This is a genomic window from Actinoplanes sp. NPDC049316 (assembly GCF_040677315.1).
Classification (GTDB): domain Bacteria; phylum Actinomycetota; class Actinomycetes; order Mycobacteriales; family Micromonosporaceae; genus Actinoplanes.
Map to the genome: position 1 here is coordinate 164280 of NZ_JBFAQM010000013.1, position 17457 is coordinate 181736.

Consider the following 17457-nt stretch of genomic DNA (forward strand, 5'->3'; position numbering starts at 1 on the left):
CGTAACCCGACCGGGAGACCGAATACTATGGACCACCCCCGCCGTCGCGGCCGGGCTGTGCTGCGCCACCTCGCCGTACCAGCCCTCGCACTGGCTGTCGTCGCCACCCTGCCGATGACGCGCTCCGAGCAGGCTCAAGCCGCTCCGCAGTACCAGCCCGGCATGGCGCCCGCCGCCGTGTCCTACGGTCTGCCCGCCGGGCAGACCGTCAAGGGACAGTTCCTCAGCTACAACGACTTCCACGGCGCCATCGACCCGCCCGCCGGGTCCGGCGCCGTCGTGAACGGCACGCCCGCGGGCGGTGTCGAATACCTCGCCACGTACCTGCGCAACCTGCGCGCCGAGGCCGCCGGTGAGGGCCGCTCCACGCTGACCGTCGGCGCCGGCGACCTGATCGGCGCGAGCCCGCTGGTCAGCGCCGCGTTCCACGACGAGCCGACGATCGAGCTCATGAACGAGGTCGGCCTGCAGGTGTCCTCCGTGGGCAACCACGAGTTCGACGAGGGTGTCGACGAGCTGATCCGCATGCAGCGCGGCGGCTGCCACCCCGTGGACGGATGCCAGGACGGCGACGGGTTCGGCGGCGCGAAGTTCAGCTACCTCGCCGCCAACACCATCAACAAGAAGACCGGCCTGCCGATCCTGCCGCCCATCGACATCAAGTTCGTCAAGGGCGAACCGGTCGGCTTCGTCGGCCTCACCCTCGAGGGCACCGCCGGCATCGTCAACCCGGCCGGCATCAAGAACGTACGCTTCGCCGACGAGGTGCAGACCGCCAACAAGTGGGGCAGCCTCCTGAAGCTCTTCGGCGTGAAGGCTCAGGTGCTGCTCGTGCACCAGGGCGGCCAGCAGAGCGCGTCGGAGCAGGTGCCGGTCCCCGGTGTCTCGGACTGCAACAACTTCACCGGCCCGGTCGTCGACATCGTCAAGGGCCTGAACCCCGAGTTCGGCGTGGTGGTCTCCGGCCACACGCACCGGTTCTACTCGTGCACGCTGCCCAACGCGAAGGGCACCTCGGTGGTCACCAGTGCCGGCACCAACGGCCAGCTGATCACCGACATCGACTACAGCATCGACCGGCGCACCGGCCGGTTCGCCGAGATCTCGGCGAAGAACGTCGTGGTCCAGAACGGCGTCCCGGACGGCAAGGGCGGATGGCTGAAGGACGCCAACGGCGTCTTCCTCAAGAACCCCGACACGGTCGACCCCGCTGCCAAGAAGGTCGCCGACAAATATCGTACGGCGGTAGCGCCGATCGCCAACCGCGTGGTCGGCACGATCACGGGTGACATCGTGCGGACCGCCGGCGCCAACGGCGAGTCCCCGCTGGGCGACGTCATCGCGGACGCGCAGCTCGCGTGGACGAAGAACGACGGGGCGCAGCTCGCGCTGATGAACCCGGGCGGCATCCGCGCCGACTTCGACGCCGAGGCGTCCGCGGGCGGCGAGGCCGACGGCAAGGTCACGTACGGCGAGGCCTTCACCGTCCAGCCGTTCAACAACCTGGTGGTCACGCAGACGTTCACCGGAGCGCAGCTCAAGGACGTGCTGGAGCAGCAGTTCGTCGGCTTCGGCGGGCAGACCACCCAGCGCATCCTGCAGGTGTCGGCGGGCCTGACGTACACGTGGACCAGCACGGCGGCGCCCGGCTCCAAGGTCACCGCGCTGGCCCTCAACGGCACGCCGATCGACCCCGCCGCCACGTACCGGGTGACGACGAACGACTTCCTGGCCAACGGCGGCGACGGCTTCACCAACCTGTCGCTGGGCACGAGCCGTACGACCGCCCCGGGCTTCGACATCGACGCCCTGGTCGGCTACCTGGGCGCGGGCGCGCCGGTCGCGCCCGGTCCCGCCGACCGCATCACCAAGGCGGGCTGAACGCCCTGATCCCACGCTTGCGGCCGCTCCTCTCGTGGAGCGGCCCAAGCCGAGATCACCCGCCCCGGGCCGCCCCCTCACGGAGCGGCCCGGGGCGCGATCCCACGCTTCGGGCCGTTTCCTTGCGGGGCGGCCCGGGCCGGGGGCATACTCGGTCCGTGATTCAGACCGCGCGATTTTTTTACTACGGCACCGGAGGTCCGGCGGCCGTAGGACGCGTCTGAACGACATTCCTACATCAAGCCCCGGGCTTCCCAGCCCGGGGCTTGATGCTGTCCGGGCCGGACCGACCGAGGCGTCAGCACCCGAGGAGCACGACATGACCGCCGATGTGATGGACCAGTCCACCGGTGCCGGAGCGCCCCCCGCCGCCGAGGAGATCAAGGCGATGCGGGAGCGGATCGACGAGATCGACCAGGCCATCATCGACCTGTGGCTGGAACGCGCCCGGCTCTCCCAGGAGGTCGGCAAGACCCGCATGGCGTCCGGCGGCACCCGCCTGGTGCTCTCCCGCGAACGCGAGATCGTGGAACGCTTCCGCGAGGCTCTGGGCGCCGACGGCACCCAGGTCGCCCTGATGATCCTCCGCGCCGGCCGCGGCCCGCTCTAGCAGGCCCTCCCGGCCTGTGGCCGGGCGATCGCCCGCCGCGGGTGCGCACCGGTCCCGCAGCCGGACACGCACCCGCAGCGGGCCGCGCCTCCCTCAGCGGCCGGGCCACTCACCGCGCTTGCCGCCCCTCAGCGGCCGGGCCACTCACCGCGCTTGCCGCCCCTCAGCGGCCGGGCCACCCGCCGCGCTTGCCGACCCTCAGCGGCCGGGCCACCCGCCGCGCTTGCGCCCACAAGCCGAACGGCCCGCCCCCCGTCTCCGGGATGGCGGGCCGCTCGAGCCGTACGGTCAGACCGTCCTCGCGTCGTGGGACACCACGACCTCGCGCGGCTCGGCGAAGTGGCAGGCGCTCGGGTGGTCGCTGCCTCGCCGTTCGACGAGCTCGGGCACGTCCGTCGCGCAGACGTCCTGCGCCTTCCAGCACCGCGTACGGAAGCGGCAGCCGGAGGGCGGGTTCACCGGGCTGGGGACGTCGCCGGTGAGGCGGATGATCTGCTTGGTGTGCCGGACCGTCGGGTCCGGCACCGGCACGGCCGACAGCAGCGCCTGCGTGTACGGGTGGGTGGGCCGCTCGTAGATCTCGTCCTCGGTGCCGATCTCGACGATCTTGCCGAGGTACATGACCGCCACCCGGTCCGACAGGTGCCGGACCACCGACAGGTCGTGGGCGATGAAGACGTACGCCAGCCCGAACTCCTTCTGGAGCGAGTCGAGCAGGTTCATCACCTGGGCCTGGATGGAGACGTCCAGCGCGCTGACCGGCTCGTCGCAGACGATGATCTCCGGCCGCAGGGCCAGCGCGCGGGCGATGCCGATGCGCTGGCGCTGACCGCCGGAGAACTGGTGCGGGTAGCGGTTGATGTGCTCGGGGTTGAGCCCGACCACCTCGAGCAGTTCCTGCACCTTGCGCCGGCGGCCGCTCTTGGGCGCCACCTCGGGGTGGATCTCGAAGGGCTCGCCGATGAGGTCACCGACGGTCATCCGGGGGTCCAGCGAGGTGTACGGGTCCTGCATGACGAGCTGGATCTGCCGGCGCATCCGGCGCAGCTCCGCGCCCCGGAGCCCGGAGAGCTCCTGGCCGCGGTAGTGCACCGAACCGCTGGTCGGCTTCTCCAGGTTCATCAGCACCCGGGACAGGGTCGACTTGCCGCAGCCCGACTCGCCGACCACGCCGAGGGTCTCGCCGGCCTTGAGGTCGAACGACACCCCGTCCACCGCGTGCACCTGGCCGATGGTGCGCCGGAAGACCACGCCCCGGGTCACGGGGTAGTGCTTCACCAGGTTGTTGACGGTCAGGATGGTCTCAGTCACGGTTCACCAGGTCCTCGGCGAAGTGGCAGGCGCTGGCCCGGGTGGCGCCGATCTGCAGCAGCGGCGGCACGTTCGGGATGCAGATGTCGTCCACCCGCATCGGGCAGCGGGGGTGGAAGGGGCACCCGGAGGGGATCCGCATGAGGTTCGGCGGCAGGCCCTTGATGGTGCGCAGCTCCTGGCCCTTCTCGTCGAGCCGCGGGATCGACTGGAGCAGGCCGATCGTGTACGGGTGCGCGGGCTTGGCGTACAGCTCGTAGACCGTCGCCTCCTCCACGATGCGCCCGGCGTACATGACGGCGATCCGGTCGGCGACGTCGGCGACGACACCGAGGTCGTGGGTGATCAGGATCAGCCCCATCTGCCGTTCGCGCTGCAGCTCGCCGAGCAGATCCATGATCTGGGCCTGCACCGTCACGTCGAGCGCCGTGGTGGGCTCGTCGGCGATCAGCACCTCCGGGTCGAGCGCCAGCGACATCGCGATCATGACGCGCTGTCGCATACCGCCGGAGAACTGGTGCGGGTACTCGTTCACCCGCTGCCTCGCATGCGGGATCTTGACCTGGTCCAGCATCTCGATCGCGCGCTTCTTGGCGTCGCCGCGGCTGAGCCCCTGCCGTACGCGGAACTGCTCGGCGATCTGGAAGCCGACGGTGAAGACCGGGTTGAGCGCGGACAGCGCGTCCTGGAACACCATGGCGATGCCGTTGCCCCGGATCCGGCGGCGCTGCTCGGCGCTCATCTTGAGCATGTCGTCGCCGTGGAACCGGATCTGGCCGCCGGTGACGAAGCCGGGCGGGGTGTCCAGGATGCCCATGATCGCCTGGGCGGTCACGCTCTTGCCGGAGCCGGACTCGCCGAGCACCGCCAGCGTCTCGCCGGCGTTGACGTGGTAGGTGACACCGTTGATGACCTTCGCGACGCCGTCCCGGGTACGGAACTCGACACGCAGATCCTCGACCTCGAGCAGCCTGCCGGAGGGTTTGCCCGCACTGGCGTACCGGGGGTCGGTGATAACAACTTCGGACAAGGGGATCTCCTACCGGAGTTTCGGGTCGAGGGCCTCGCGGACGGCCTCGCCCAGCATGACGAACGCCAGAACCGCCGTCACCAGGAAAGCCGACGGGAAGAACAGGAGGAAGGGCGAGACCCGGATGTAGTTCTGCGCCTCGTTGATCATGATGCCCCAGGAGACCACGGGGGTCCGCAGGCCGACGCCGAGGAACGAGAGGGTGGCCTCCGCGCCGACGAAGGAGCCGATCAGGATCGTGGAGTACACCAGCAGCGGCGCCAGGCAGTTCGGGATCAGGTGCTTGAAGATGATCCGCCCCGGGCCGGCGCCCATCGCGCGGGCCGCCACGATGTAGTCGGCGTCCCGGACGGCCAGCACCGAGGAGCGCATGATGCGCATCGACACCGGCCAGGTGAGGATCACCAGCGACACCACGACGATCGCCATGATGGCCCAGGGGCCGCGGTTGGTGCCGGGGCCGTTGAACGTGAAGAGGATGACGATCGCGCCGAGCACGAACGGGATGCCGGAGAAGACCTCGCCGAGCCGGGACACGAGGCCGTCCAGCCAGCCGCCGCGGTATCCGGCGATGACTCCCATCATGCCGCCGAAGAGCACGGTGCCGAACGTGGAGGCGAGCGAGACGACGATTGACGCCCGCGCGCCGTAGATGACACGGGCGTAGACGTCGCGGCCCTGCACGTCGTAGCCGAACCAGGCGTCCGCTGACGGGCTGACCCGGCTGCGGGCGAGCACGCCCTCGGAAGGGCTAGCCGACGTGAACAGGAACGGCATGGCGGCCATCAGCACGAACAGCAGGATCAGCGCGGCGGAGATCCAGAACAGCGGCTTGCGGCGCAGGTCACGCCAGGCGTCGCCGAGCAGCCCGCGGGGCTTGTCGCGGGACTTCTTCTCCTGCGCGTCCGCCTCGAGCGCGTTCCCCACGGTCGGTTCGGTGGTCGGCGGCGACGTCACCAGCGACGGGGGCATGGGCTCACTCATAGCGGATCCTCGGGTCGAGCGCGGCGTACAGAAGGTCGACGAGCAGGTTCGAGATCAGGTACACGAGCACGAGGATCACGACGATCGACACGACGGTCGCGCCCTCCTTCGTGACGATCGCACGGTAGACCTGCCGGCCGATACCGTTGATGTTGAAGATGCCCTCGGTCACGATGGCGCCACCCATCAGCGCGCCCAGGTCGGTGCCCAGGTAGGTGACCACCGGAATGAGCGAGTTGCGCAGCAGGTGCACACCCACGACCCGCTTCATCGGCAGACCCTTGGCGATCGCCGTACGGACGTAGTCGGAGCGCCGGTTCTCGGCGATGCTGGTCCGCGCGAGCCGGGCGATGTACGCCATCGACGCGCTCCCCAGCACGAAGCCCGGCATGATCAGCTCGCCGATGCTGGGCGGGTTGGAGACCGTCGGCTTGACGATGCCGAGGTCGACGCCGAGCCACTTCTGCAGCAGGAAGCCGAGCACGAAGATCGGCAGCGCGATCATGAAGAGCGTGGAGACCAGGACGAGGTTGTCCAGGAAGCCGTTGCGGCGCAGGCCGGTGATCACGCCGGCGGTCAGGCCGATGACGGCCTCGATGACCAGCGCGACGATCGCCAGCTTGATCGTGTTCGGGTACGCGTCCGCGATCAGGTCGCTGATCTGCCGGCCGCCGAAGGTCTGCCCGAAGTCGCCCTGCAGCAGATTCTTCATGTACGTGCCGTACTGCACGATGATCGGCTTGTCGAGGTTGAACTTCTCGGTCATGAAGTCGACGTACGACTGCGGGCACGGCCGCTCGCCGCACTTGCCGGCGAAGGGGTCACCGGGCACGGCCCAGACCAGGTAATAGATGAGGAACGTGGTCCCGAAGAAAACGGGTATCAGCTGGAGCAGCCGCCTCAGCACGTATCGGCCCATGGATGTTTCTCCTAGAACGGGCGTTGGTGACGCCCATGACGAAACCGGAGCCGTGCGGGGGTCGGCAGGACTCCGGGCGTGGGAAGAACTCAGGTCCGGCCCACCCCTCGCAGGGTAGACCGGACCTGAGATTCGCGCCTTACTTGAGCTGGACCGAAGAGAGGTCGATCTCTCCCACGTTGGTCGTCTTCACACCGGTGACGCGGTCCGAGACACCCGACTGCTGGGTGACCTCGAACATCGGGATCGCCGGCACCTCCTGGTCGATGATCTTGGTCGCCTCGGCGAACTTGGCGTGCGCCGCGTCGACGGAGGGAGCCGCGGTGCCCTCCTTGTAGAGCTTGTCCACCTGGGCGTTGCTGAACAGGCCGTCGTTCGAGGAACCGCCGGTCACGTACAGCGGACCGATCCAGTTCTCGACGTCGGGGTAGTCCTGCTGCCAGCCGGCGCGGTAGATGCCCTTCATCTTGTGGTCGTTGATCGTCTGGCGGAAGACCGCGAAGGTCGGCACACCCTCGGCCCGGGCGTTGATGCCCAGGTTGGTCTTGATGCTCTGCGCGGTCGCCTCCATCCACTCCTTGTGGCTGGCGTCGGCGTTGTAGTAGAGCACCAGCTCACCGGTGAAGCCACCGGCCGCCTGCAGCGCCGCCTTGGCGGCCGCCGGGTCGAACTTGCAGACCGTGCAGTCACCGTCCGTGTGACCGGGCGCCAGCGGGCTGGACCAGCTGGTGGCGGCCTTACGGGTGTTGAAGAAGATCTTGTCGGCGATCTCCTGGCGGTTGATCGACATCGAGATGGCCTTGCGCAGGTTCGCGTTCTGGAAGCGCTTGTCGTAGATCGGGATGCCCAGGATCTGCATGACCGGGATCTGCGCCTCGATCGCGCGGTCGGCCAGGTCGGCCTTCCACTTGTCGCCGGCCAGCGAGGAGACCGGGACCTGCTGCTGGAAGTCCAGCGTGCCGGACACCAGGTCGTTGTACGCCGCGGTGTCCTCCTGGTACATCTTGACCGTGACGTCCTTGATCTTGACCTTGTCGTCAAGGTTGTAGTCGTCGAAGCGGGTCAGCTTGATCTCGACGTTGTCCTGCCACGAGACGAACTTGACCGGGCCGTTGCCGATCGGCTTCTTGCCGAAGGCCTCCGGGGTCTCGGAGAAGAACGCGTCGGGCAGCGGCATGAAGGCGCTGTAGCCGAGCTTGGTCGGGAAGATCGAGAACGGCGCGTTGAGGGTGACCTCGAACGTCGTGTCGTCGATGACCTTCAGGCCGGACATCGTCTTGGCCTTGGGCTCGGGCGCCTTCTTCGGGCCGTCGCCGTCCGGGTCCTCGGTGTGCACGTCGGCGAAGCCGGCGATGTCACTGAAGAAGCTGCCGTTCTGCGCACCGTTCGGCGAGTAGGCCGCCCAGTTCCACGCGTCCACGAAGTTCTTCGCCTTGACGACGGTGCCGTCGTGGAACTTGGTGTCCGGCTTGATCTTGATCGTGTAGACCTTGGAGTCCGTGGTCTTGATGTCCTGAGCGACGGCGTTCACCGGAGCGCCACCGTCGTTCGGGTACGAGACCAGGCCCGTCCACATGAAGTCGATGATCTTGCCGCCACCGGTCTCGGTGGTGTTGGCGGGAACCAGACCGACCTCGGGCTGAGTGCCGTCGATGGTGATCGCACCGTTTGCGGTATCGCCGCTGCCCTTGCCGGTATCGCTGTCGTCGCTACCGCTGCAACCAGCAGCCACGAGCGCGACGGCGGTGGTCAGCGCGACCACGCCCGCCCGCTTCGAGACTCTCATTGTTCAAGGCCTCCTCTAAAAGGTTCTTACCTCGTGGGCTCATCGGAGCATGTCCGCGGACCCGCCACCGGTCGGGGGTGCCGTCCGATGAGGTGCAAGCTACCGCAGGTGCGTCTCCATACCGGTCGACTTCGGTGGGTCGCCCGGCCGACCACGACGGCCGACGGGCACTCGTCCGTCGGCACCGCACAGTGCACCGCCATTGGCAGCGATGACTGTTCGAGCTCCGCAGAAGACACGGGCGCGAGGTCGAAGCAACTCTGACACCCCCTGCCCATCTCGGAAAGGCGTGTTATCAACCCGATACGCGACGAGGAGCCAGAACAGGGACGTCAAGCATTCCCCTTCGCGCCCCGGTGACCATCGGTCTGGGCTGTTCGCCCGCCTCCGCGGCTGTTTGTCCGGAGCGGTCCCCCGCCGCGCCACCCACCGCCGTTCCGGCGCTTATCCGAGTTGAAGTCTGAGCAGGTCAGACCGTCGCGCGCGACCGATCGCCACATTCGTCACTCTTTTGGAGTGCATCCCATTCTGCCCGAACAACGGTGGGACGATCGGGATATCCACAGCCCGGATTCCGCCGGCTTCCCGCCATTTCGCCACCGCCGCGAGGCACACCCGGCGGCGGTGCGGCGCTCGCCGGGTGGGCAGGGTAGGCCTTACGGCGCTCCGACGCTGCGTATTTTCTTCCGCCCACGCAAAGCACCCGCCGCCGGGGCAAAGCACGCCGAGTGCCGTCCGGGCGCGTCGCGGCGCCCGGCCCGGACGCGTCGCGGCGCCCGGCCCGGACGCGTCGCGGCGCCCGGCCTGGACGCGACCGCCCAGCCCAACCCCGACCTGACCGAACGCGACTGCCCCGCCCAGCTCGACCGCGACCGCTCCCCCGGGCCTGGGGTGCGACCGCCCAGCCCAGCCCGGCTAGGTGCGGCGCCGCGCCCACCGCCCACAACGCGGCGCGCCCCAGGTCGCGGTGCGGTCCAGGTCCCGATGCACCCAGCCCGCCGCGTGGCCGCCCCCGGCGAACGGCCCGCGACCAGCGTGCCGGGTCAGACCAGCCGGCGGTCCGCAGCCCAGCGGGAGAGCTCGTACCGGTTGGACATCTGCAACTTGCGCAACACGTTCGACACGTGCGTCTCGACCGTCTTGATCGAGATGAAGAGCTCCTTGGCGATCTCCTTGTACGCGTACCCCCGCGCCAGCAGCCGCAGGACCTCGCGCTCGCGGTTGGTGAGCTGGTCGAGCTCGGGGTCGGCCACCGGCACGTCGGGCCGGGCGGCGAAGGCGTCGAGGACGAAGCCGGCGAGCCGGGGGCTGAACACGGCGTCGCCGTCGGCCACCCGCTTGATCGCCGCGGCGAGCTCGTCCGGCGAGATCGTCTTGGTGACGTACCCACGGGCGCCGGCGCGGATCAGGCCGATCACGTCCTCCGCGGCGTCGGAGACCGACAGTGCCAGGAACTTGACCTGCGGGTGGCTGCGGCGCATGGCCTCGAGGACCGCGCGGCCGCCGCCGTCGGGCATGTGCACGTCGAGCAGCACCACGTCGGGCATGGTGGCGGCGATCTTGGAGACGGCTTCGGCGACCGAGCTGGCCTCCCCCACCACGTCGACGTGCGCGCCCAGCTCGGCGCGTACGCCCGCGCGGAACATGGCGTGGTCGTCCACGAGGAAGACGGTGAGGCGGCGGCCCTCGTCGGCGGCGGGTTCGGTCATCGTGCGTTCTCCTTTCCGGCGGTGACGCTCATCGGCGAGGCGGGCAGCGTCAGGCGCACCTCGGTGCCGTCCCCCGGTGAACTGCGGATCACGGCCTTGCCGCCGTGCCGCTGCATGCGCCCGATGATCGAACCACGGACGCCGTGCCGGGTCTCGGCCACGGCGGTGAGGTCGAACCCGGCGCCGCGGTCCCGGACGAAGACGCTGAGCTCCTGGTCCTCGACCTCGGCGTAGAGCGAGACGGTCTGCACGCCCGCGTGCCGCGCCGCGTTGACCAGCGCCTCCCGGGCCGCAGCGACCAGTGCTGCGACCCGCTCGTCACACTGCGTGTCGCCCACGACCACGGTCTCCACGGAGATCGCGTACGTGTCCTCGACCTCGGCGGCGGCCTGCTCCAGCGCCGCCGCGAACCGCTCGGTCGGCGACGCGGCCGGCTTGTACAGCCAGTTGCGCAGCGAACGCTCCTGTCCCCGGGCCAGCCGCTGGACCTCTTTGATGTCGGCCGAGTTGCGCTGGATCAGCGCGAGCGTGTGCAGCACCTGATCGTGGATCATGGCCGCGACCTCGGCACGTTCCTGCTCGCGGATGCGGCCCTCACGCTCGCTGCGCAGCTGGCTGAACGTGCGCCACAGCAGCGGCGCCACCACCACGCCGACACCGAGCAGGCCGACCAGGGCGAAGATCACCCCGTTGAAGACGATCACGAGGTTGTTCTTGGGGCCGTACACGGCGAAGACGCCGATGACGCCGACCGCGACCAGCACGCCGCCGCCGATGAAGCGGAACAGGAACGACCGGCGGTCACTCTCCGCGATCACGGCGGCCAGCCACGGCGCCTGCGCGGGGTTGTCGGCCCAGTGCCCGCGCCGGGTCGGGTCGGACTGGTGCCAGATCACCCCGGCGCCGACCGCGATGACCGCGACCAGCCAGCCGGCGGTGCCGGCCACCCCCTTGTCGTCGCCGAAGAGCAGCCCTTCGAGCAGGATCACGCCGAGGCCGATCGCCCCGAAGGGCAGCAGCAGGACCAGATCGCGGCGGGGCTTCGGCGCGCCGGTGGCGACCTGCTGCGGCAGGACCGCCCAGAAGACCGCATACAGCAGAAGACCAAGACCGTTGAAACCCAGGAGTACGACGAGAGCGACGCGCACCGCCGTCACGGGAATGCTCAGGTGACGCGCGATTCCCGACGCGACCCCGGCGATGACACGGTGGTCGCGCGGCCGGTACAGACGGCGCGTCGGCGGGGGTGCTGCAGTGGCGGTGATCGCTGTCCTCCTTCGTCACGCCGTACTCGTGGGCCTGTTCGATCGTCACACGTCCCGGTGAGCGGCGGCTACGGGGAAACACCCCCAGGAATCGGCTCCCCGGATCTCAGGGTGCCCTCAGGGTCGGCGCCTGAGGCGGGCCGGGTGCTCGCACCGCCAGTATCGAAGGCATGACCGACGAAGCTGCCCAGTCCCGCGGAGCTGCCGGGTCGTCGCAGGACGCTCCGGCACCTTCGGCCGTCCCGCCGGCGCCACCGGAGCCGGCGGCCTCGGGCGACGTTCCGCCGGCGTACGAGCCGCCCGCACCGGGCGCTCCGCCGGCCGACGACCCGCCGCCGCCCCCGCCGGGCGCCACACCGCCCCCGTCCGGAAGCACACCGCCGCCGCCGGGGAGCACGCCGCCCCCGGGGAGCATGCCGCCTCCGCCCGGCGGCCAGCCGCCGCCCTGGTTCGGCGCTCCCGACGGGCCCACGTTCTCCCGCGACAAGCTCATCCGCCCGGCGCGCGGCCGCTACATCGCCGGCGTCTGCGGCGCGATCGGCCGCGCGACGAACACCGACCCGGTGCTCTGGCGGGTGCTGCTGGCCGTTCTCGGCTTCTTCGGCGGCGTCGGCGTGCTGATCTACCTCGCCGGCTGGCTGCTGATCCCCGCCGAGGGCGACACCGCATCACCGATCGAGTCGCTGCTCGGCCGGGGCAAGTCCGCCATGGCCCCGCTGTCCGTGGTGCTGCTCGGTGCGGCCGCCGCCCTGACCTTCGCGTTCATCGTCCGCGACGGCTTCCGCGCCACCCTGCTGGCGGCCGCGGTGCTGGTCGTCGGCGCGCTCGCCCTCAAGAAGTCGAACAGGGCCGGCGGCTCCGCGCCCGCCGGACCGGCCCCGGCCGACCCGTGGGCGGCCACCGCGACCTTTCCCCCGGCGACGCCCGCGCAGCCGGCCCCGGCGGCTCCGGCCCCGGCGGAGGAGCCGGCCACCTCGTTCACGAAGGCGGCCGCCGCAGCACCGGCCGGCGAACCGGTGACCGCCCCGCTGCCACCGATGCCGCCCGTGCCGGGAGCTGCCTCTGCTCCCCCCGCACCACCGGCGCCGCCCTCGTACACGCCGCCGTCGTTCGCCCCGCCGACCGGCGGGTACCGGCCGCCGTTCGCGCCGCACGGGCCGTGGGCGCAGGGGGCCGCGCACCCGCCGTACGCTCCGCCGGCACCGCCGTCGCCACCGCGGCCGCCGAAGCGACCCCGCGAGCGTTCCAAGCTGGGCCGCATCACGTTCTTCGGGCTGGTGGTCGTGATGGGCGTCCTGGCCCTGATCGACTCCGCCGGCGCGAACGTGCCGGTGTCGGGATACTTCGCGGCCGCGCTGGCGACCATCGCCTTCGGCCTGATCGTCGGGGCCTGGTTCGGCCGGGCCCGCGGACTGATCTTCCTGGCGGTGCTGGCGACGTTCGGGCTGGCCGTCTCGAGCGGCGTCGAGCGCTTCGGCGGCGAGTTCGCCAACAGCTCGTTCCGGCCGCAGAGCCTCGCCGCCGTGGCCGACCGATACGACTTCTCGGTGGGCAACGCGACGCTGGACCTGCGCTCGGTCGACTTCACCGGCCACGACCAGGCGGTCACCGTGGCGATGAAGTTCGGGCAGGTCAGGGTCCTCCTGCCGGCGAACGTCGACACCACGACCTCGCTGACCATGGACGACGGCCGCGCATTGCTGTACGGCCGCGAGCTGACCGGCAACCAGAACGTCCAAGCGGTGTCCGACCTGGGCCCCGACGGCGAGGGCGGCGGCACGCTGCGCCTGACCATCCAGATGCACACGGGCAACGTGGAGGTGACCCGGTGAAGCCGCACCGTACCGACGGCATCTCGCTGAGCTTCGGCCTGATCTTCCTGCTGGTGGCAGCGTGGTGGGCGGTCGCGCAGGTGGTCACCGTACGGCTCCCCGCGCTCGGCTGGCTGGTCGCCGGCGTGCTGATCCTCTTCGGCGCCCTCGGCCTGCTCGGCGCGATCCGGTCCGGGCGCCGGGCCGAGACGCCCGCGCCGGTGGCGGCGGAGGCGCAGGTGGAGGTGCCGGGCGACCTGCCGCCCGAGATGCACGCCGACATCGTCCGGGAGCTGTTGGAGAACCCGGCCGAGCGCGTTGATCTGCCCCCCGCGCCACCGGTGGCCGGCGAGAAGCCGGACGCGTCGCGGCAGCAGGATTGAGCGAGGTTGCGCCGTTCGTCGGTCACACCAGCGGGTGGGACCGGCGGGCGGCGCAATATGCTCTTGCGCATGACGCCGTTTCCCTCCGTGTCCACCGCCCCCGTGACCGGCGTCGGCCCGCGCGCCGCGCGCAGCCTCACGGCCGAGTTCGCCCGCCACAACGCCGCGACGACGGCCCTGGTGATCGGCGCCGACCACTCCTCCACCGTGGTCGCCGCGGCGGTCGAGGCGCTGCTGCCCGGCGACACGCTGACCCTGGTCGCGGGCGAACGCAGCACCGCCGAGCTGCTGCGGGACCACATCACCGGCCTCGGCAGCTGGATCGCCGACCGGGTCCGCATCGTCGAGTCGCTCGCCGAGGCGGAGCCCGCCGACGTGGTGGTGCTCGGCGAGCCGCTGACCGGCACCGCCGAGGAGACCCGCGCGGTCCTCGACGGCCTCAGCAAATACCTGACGGACGGTGCGGTCGTCTCGCTGGCCACGCCGGCAGTCCCCGGGCGTACGGGTGGAGCGGCCGCCGAGCTGTTCCGGCAGAGCGCCCTGTTCGGGGTGGGCTCCGACCTCGTCGTCCGTAACCAGCCCCCGCTGCGGATCCACCGGCTCCGGTTCAGCCCGGCGGACACCGCGAAGGCGGCCACTCTGGCTCCGGCGTACCGTCCCTCGAGCGTGCCCGTGACCCGCGGCATGCACATCGACTCGAACGGCGTCGCGGCGGCCGGCATCGCCCTCGGCCTGGCCGCGCTGGCCCGCTCGGCCCGCCCCCAGTCCAAGCTCTGGCTGCTGCCGGCCCTGGCGGCGGCGCCGGTGGCGGCGTTCTTCCGCGACCCCGAGCGGGACGTCCCCACCGATCAGGACGCGGTCGTGGCGGCCAGCGACGGCCGGGTGCTGTCGGTGGAGCGGCTCACCGACGACCGCCTGGGCGAGGGCGAGTTCTTGCGCATCGCGGTGTTCCTGTCGGTCCTCGACGTGCACGTCAACCGCATGCCGGTGGCCGGCCGGGTGACGGACTACTTCGTGATCGACGGCGGCTACGCGAACGCCATGACGGCGGCGGCCGAGCACAACGTGGCGGCGTACACGATCCTCGACACCGACCACGGCACCGTCGCGGTCGCTCAGCGGACCGGTCTGATCGCCCGCCGGATCGTGCAGCGCACGCCGGTGGGTACGCTGGTGGCCCGCGGCGAGCGGATGGGCCTGATCCGCTTCGGCTCCCGCACCGACGTCTACCTCCCGGTGGACAAGGCGGACGCGACGGTCGCCGTGGGCGACATCGTCCGGGGTGGCACCTCGATCATCGCCCGCTGGAAGTAGCCGGACACGAAAGCGCCCACCCGGCTCGGCCGGGTGGGCGCTTCGTCGTTCAGGCGCATTTACCTTCTCGCTGGTCAGACCCGCTTCGCTCGCAGCCACATGACCGGGCCGCTCACAAGGTAGGTCCCGACGATCAGCACGAACGTCAGCCGGGCGTCGACCAGAGCGCCGACGATCGGCAGCAGCCACAGCCACGGCGGCAGCTTCACGATCCGGGCGAGCTTCGCGTACGGGAAGCTGGACACCATCGCGAACGCCAGCACGGCCACGCCGCCCAGCACCGCGATGCCCGGCAGCGGCAGCCCGATCAGCACGGTCACGGCGAGCACCGCCGCGGCCATGGTCGTGGGGACGCCGGCGAAGAACTTACCGTCCTTCGGCGAGACGTTGAAGCGGGCGAGCCGGATGGCCGCGCAGCCCGCGACCAGCATGCAGGCGACCGCGGCGGCCGCGGTGGGAACCGTGTGAGCCAGCGACGCGTACACGACGACCGGCGCGGCCAGGCCGAACGAGCACATGTCGGCCAGGGAGTCCATCTGGGCCCCGAACGGGCTGGACACCCCGAGCCGGCGGGCCAGGGCGCCGTCGAGCCCGTCGAACGCCACGCAGGCGACGAGGCAGGCCGCGGCGAACCGGGGTTCGCCCTGCATGGCCAGGAAGATGGCGAGCAGGCCCAGGCCCAGGCTCGCGAGGGTGCAGCCGTTGACGACGGCGAAGCTGATCCGGCGGCGTACGGTGCGCTCGCCGGGGAGCAGAGCTCCGGAATCGGCCTCGACGACGACCGGCTGCGCCATGGCGACGGGGCCATGGCTGCCGGAGGTGGCCACCGTGCGGCCACGTCCGGCGTACGGAGCGAGCTCCGTGCCGGTGTAGATCACCTCGGCCCGGGTGGCCGTGGCGGCGCGTCCGGCATCACCGGAACGGCGCCCCACTCGCACCAGCAGGGCCTGCCGGGCGAGACTTCCGCCGCGGCGCAGCCGGCCTGCCCAACGACGTCCGGCGGGACGGGGACTATCCGTCGTACGACGCCGGCGCCAAGGGGTTCTCGGCACGTGCTCCTCCATCTTGGGGTTTGGTTAGCCCGCCGGCTTCGGCCGCCGCGGGGTGCTGCCCATCGCCCGTACGTCTACGGACCGTGATTAAAACGGGTTACACAATCGCACAGCCGGGCTCTCTTGGCGAGAGAGGAAATCGACCGTCGTGTGCAACGACGTCATGTGGAGTTTTCATCCTCCGTCGTGGGCGAGGAGGCATGCACACTGCCTGGCCCTGTGACGAGTCTAACCGAGGTCACGCAAGCCGATCCTTGATGAGCGCTTTCCTCCGCGTGCCGCCGGGTCCTCCCCGGCGACGTGCCGCAGCGCCGAGGCGGCGACATCGGTCAGCGGAAGCTCACGCGCCGTGACCTGGTCGAACCAGGCCGCTGCGGCTGTCGAGCCCCCCGCATCCTCCGTCACCACTGGTTCTGTCGGCCGGTCGACGCAAACCCTGAACAGGACGCGCACGACGTGCCAGTCCACGGGGACGCCCTCCGGCCCCAGCGCCGCAGGATAGTGCCGGTGCGACGTGCCGATCAGGCCGATCACCCGTCCGTGTTGCCCGGTCTCCTCGACGAGCTCCCGGGCGAGCGCCACCTCGGGCAGCTCACCGTGATCGGTACCCCCGCCGGGGAGGTGCCACATCCCGGCACCCGGGTATCCGGGGGCGATCTCGGTCAGCAGAATTCGCCCATCCGGGTCGGTAACGGCCCCGTACGCGCCGAAGCGCTGGTTGGTCCGAACCGGCGGCTCCCCCGGATCGGCGGGCACGTCGGACACGGCCACGGGCAGCCCGAGCACGCGCGCGGTGAACGGCATCACCGGCACGTCACCCGGCGCCACCCAGCCGACGCGGTCCGTCGTACCCGAAGCCTCGTCACGAAGGTCCCCACCCACGATCTCGACGTCGTAGATGATCCGATCGGTGTGCTCCCACGTATCCGTCCCCGGGAGGCGGAAGACGTCGGAGGTGACGGAATGCAGGCCGCAGACGCGCACCCGAAGGCCGGTCTCCTCGGCGAACTCCCGCACGACGGTGTCGTCCGGGTCCTCACCCTGCTCGACGCCGCCGCCGGGCAGCGTCCAGAGCCCTGGGAACGCGGACAGGGCCGAGTTGTGGGCGAGCAGGACGCGGCCGGCGGCGTCACGGCAGAGGCCGTACGCGCCGATTCGTCTGACCTTCACAGGAGAAAGGCTAGCCGGGCGGGCCGGGGATCGATCGGGCATTTCAGGCGGGGCGGGAGTTGCACACGCTCGCCCGGTCGTGCCGGCGGGCGCTTGCGCCGGCGGGCACGCTCGCCCGGTCGTGCCGGCGGGCACGCTCGCCCGGTTGCGCCGGCGGGCACGCTCGCCCGGTTGCGCCGGCGGGCACGCTTGCGGACGGGCACGCCGGCCCGGTCGTGCCGGTGGGCGTTTG

14 protein-coding genes are annotated in these 17457 nt (G+C 70.8%); 5 read left to right on the plus strand and 9 right to left on the minus strand.

What is annotated here, in order from left to right:
- The first annotated feature begins 27 nt into the window (after positions 1-27).
- Both AB0K03_RS21270 and AB0K03_RS21275 read left to right on the plus strand, forming a co-directional pair.
- The gene (locus tag AB0K03_RS21270) at positions 28-1881 is read left to right on the plus strand and encodes a bifunctional metallophosphatase/5'-nucleotidase (RefSeq protein ID WP_364687408.1); all 1854 of its coding nucleotides are present in this window, start codon (positions 28-30) and stop codon (positions 1879-1881) included.
- Positions 1882-2200: 319 nt separating this feature from the next.
- On the plus strand, positions 2201-2491 hold the full coding sequence (locus AB0K03_RS21275; RefSeq protein ID WP_364687410.1) for a chorismate mutase: 291 nt from the start codon (positions 2201-2203) through the stop codon (positions 2489-2491).
- Between the two features lie 288 nt (positions 2492-2779).
- On the opposite strand, the gene AB0K03_RS21280 is transcribed toward AB0K03_RS21275, so the two are convergent.
- The 7 genes from AB0K03_RS21280 to AB0K03_RS21310 all read right to left on the minus strand — a co-directional run bounded on the left by AB0K03_RS21280 (position 2780) and on the right by AB0K03_RS21310 (position 11459).
- The gene (locus tag AB0K03_RS21280) at positions 2780-3802 is read right to left on the minus strand and encodes a dipeptide ABC transporter ATP-binding protein (RefSeq protein WP_364687412.1); all 1023 of its coding nucleotides are present in this window, start codon (positions 3800-3802) and stop codon (positions 2780-2782) included.
- Positions 3795-4832, minus strand: coding sequence for an ABC transporter ATP-binding protein (locus AB0K03_RS21285; RefSeq protein WP_364687414.1), 1038 nt, complete (start codon positions 4830-4832; stop codon positions 3795-3797). The genes AB0K03_RS21280 and AB0K03_RS21285 overlap by 8 nt, the downstream gene beginning before the upstream one ends.
- Before the next feature lie 9 nt (positions 4833-4841).
- A complete protein-coding gene (locus tag AB0K03_RS21290; RefSeq protein WP_364687416.1) occupies positions 4842-5816 on the minus strand; it encodes an ABC transporter permease in 975 nt (324 codons plus the stop codon).
- A complete protein-coding gene (locus AB0K03_RS21295) occupies positions 5809-6735 on the minus strand; it encodes an ABC transporter permease (protein WP_364687418.1) in 927 nt (308 codons plus the stop codon). The genes AB0K03_RS21290 and AB0K03_RS21295 overlap by 8 nt, the downstream gene beginning before the upstream one ends.
- 139 nt (positions 6736-6874) lie before the next feature.
- Entirely contained in the window at positions 6875-8521 is a 1647-nt protein-coding gene (locus AB0K03_RS21300; protein ID WP_364687420.1) for an ABC transporter substrate-binding protein, read from the minus strand.
- Positions 8522-9564: 1043 nt separating this feature from the next.
- Entirely contained in the window at positions 9565-10230 is a 666-nt protein-coding gene (locus AB0K03_RS21305; RefSeq protein WP_364687422.1) for a response regulator transcription factor, read from the minus strand.
- Entirely contained in the window at positions 10227-11459 is a 1233-nt protein-coding gene (locus AB0K03_RS21310; RefSeq protein WP_364687480.1) for a PspC domain-containing protein, read from the minus strand. The genes AB0K03_RS21305 and AB0K03_RS21310 overlap by 4 nt, the downstream gene beginning before the upstream one ends.
- Positions 11460-11908: 449 nt before the next feature.
- Between AB0K03_RS21310 and AB0K03_RS21315 the strand changes: the two genes are divergently transcribed.
- The 3 genes from AB0K03_RS21315 (at position 11909) to AB0K03_RS21325 (ending at position 15003) form a co-directional block, all read left to right on the plus strand.
- Positions 11909-13327 carry a PspC domain-containing protein gene (locus tag AB0K03_RS21315; RefSeq protein WP_364687482.1) on the plus strand — a complete coding sequence of 473 codons (1419 nt, stop codon included), beginning with the start codon at positions 11909-11911 and terminating at the stop codon, positions 13325-13327.
- Positions 13324-13689: a phage holin family protein gene (locus tag AB0K03_RS21320; protein WP_364687424.1), complete on the plus strand. Its 366-nt coding sequence runs from the start codon at positions 13324-13326 to the stop codon at positions 13687-13689. The genes AB0K03_RS21315 and AB0K03_RS21320 overlap by 4 nt, the downstream gene beginning before the upstream one ends.
- 69 nt (positions 13690-13758) lie before the next feature.
- Positions 13759-15003: a phosphatidylserine decarboxylase gene (locus AB0K03_RS21325; protein WP_364687426.1), complete on the plus strand. Its 1245-nt coding sequence runs from the start codon at positions 13759-13761 to the stop codon at positions 15001-15003.
- A gap of 74 nt (positions 15004-15077) precedes the next feature.
- Here AB0K03_RS21325 and AB0K03_RS21330 read toward each other — a convergent pair whose 3' ends face one another.
- Positions 15078-15980 (minus strand): CDP-alcohol phosphatidyltransferase family protein, encoded by a 903-nt coding sequence (locus tag AB0K03_RS21330; protein WP_364687484.1) that lies wholly within the window; start codon positions 15978-15980, stop codon positions 15078-15080.
- A 303-nt stretch (positions 15981-16283) separates the two neighbouring features.
- On the minus strand, positions 16284-17225 hold the full coding sequence (locus tag AB0K03_RS21335) for an NUDIX domain-containing protein (protein WP_364687428.1): 942 nt from the start codon (positions 17223-17225) through the stop codon (positions 16284-16286).
- Between the last annotated feature and the right edge of the window lie 232 nt (positions 17226-17457).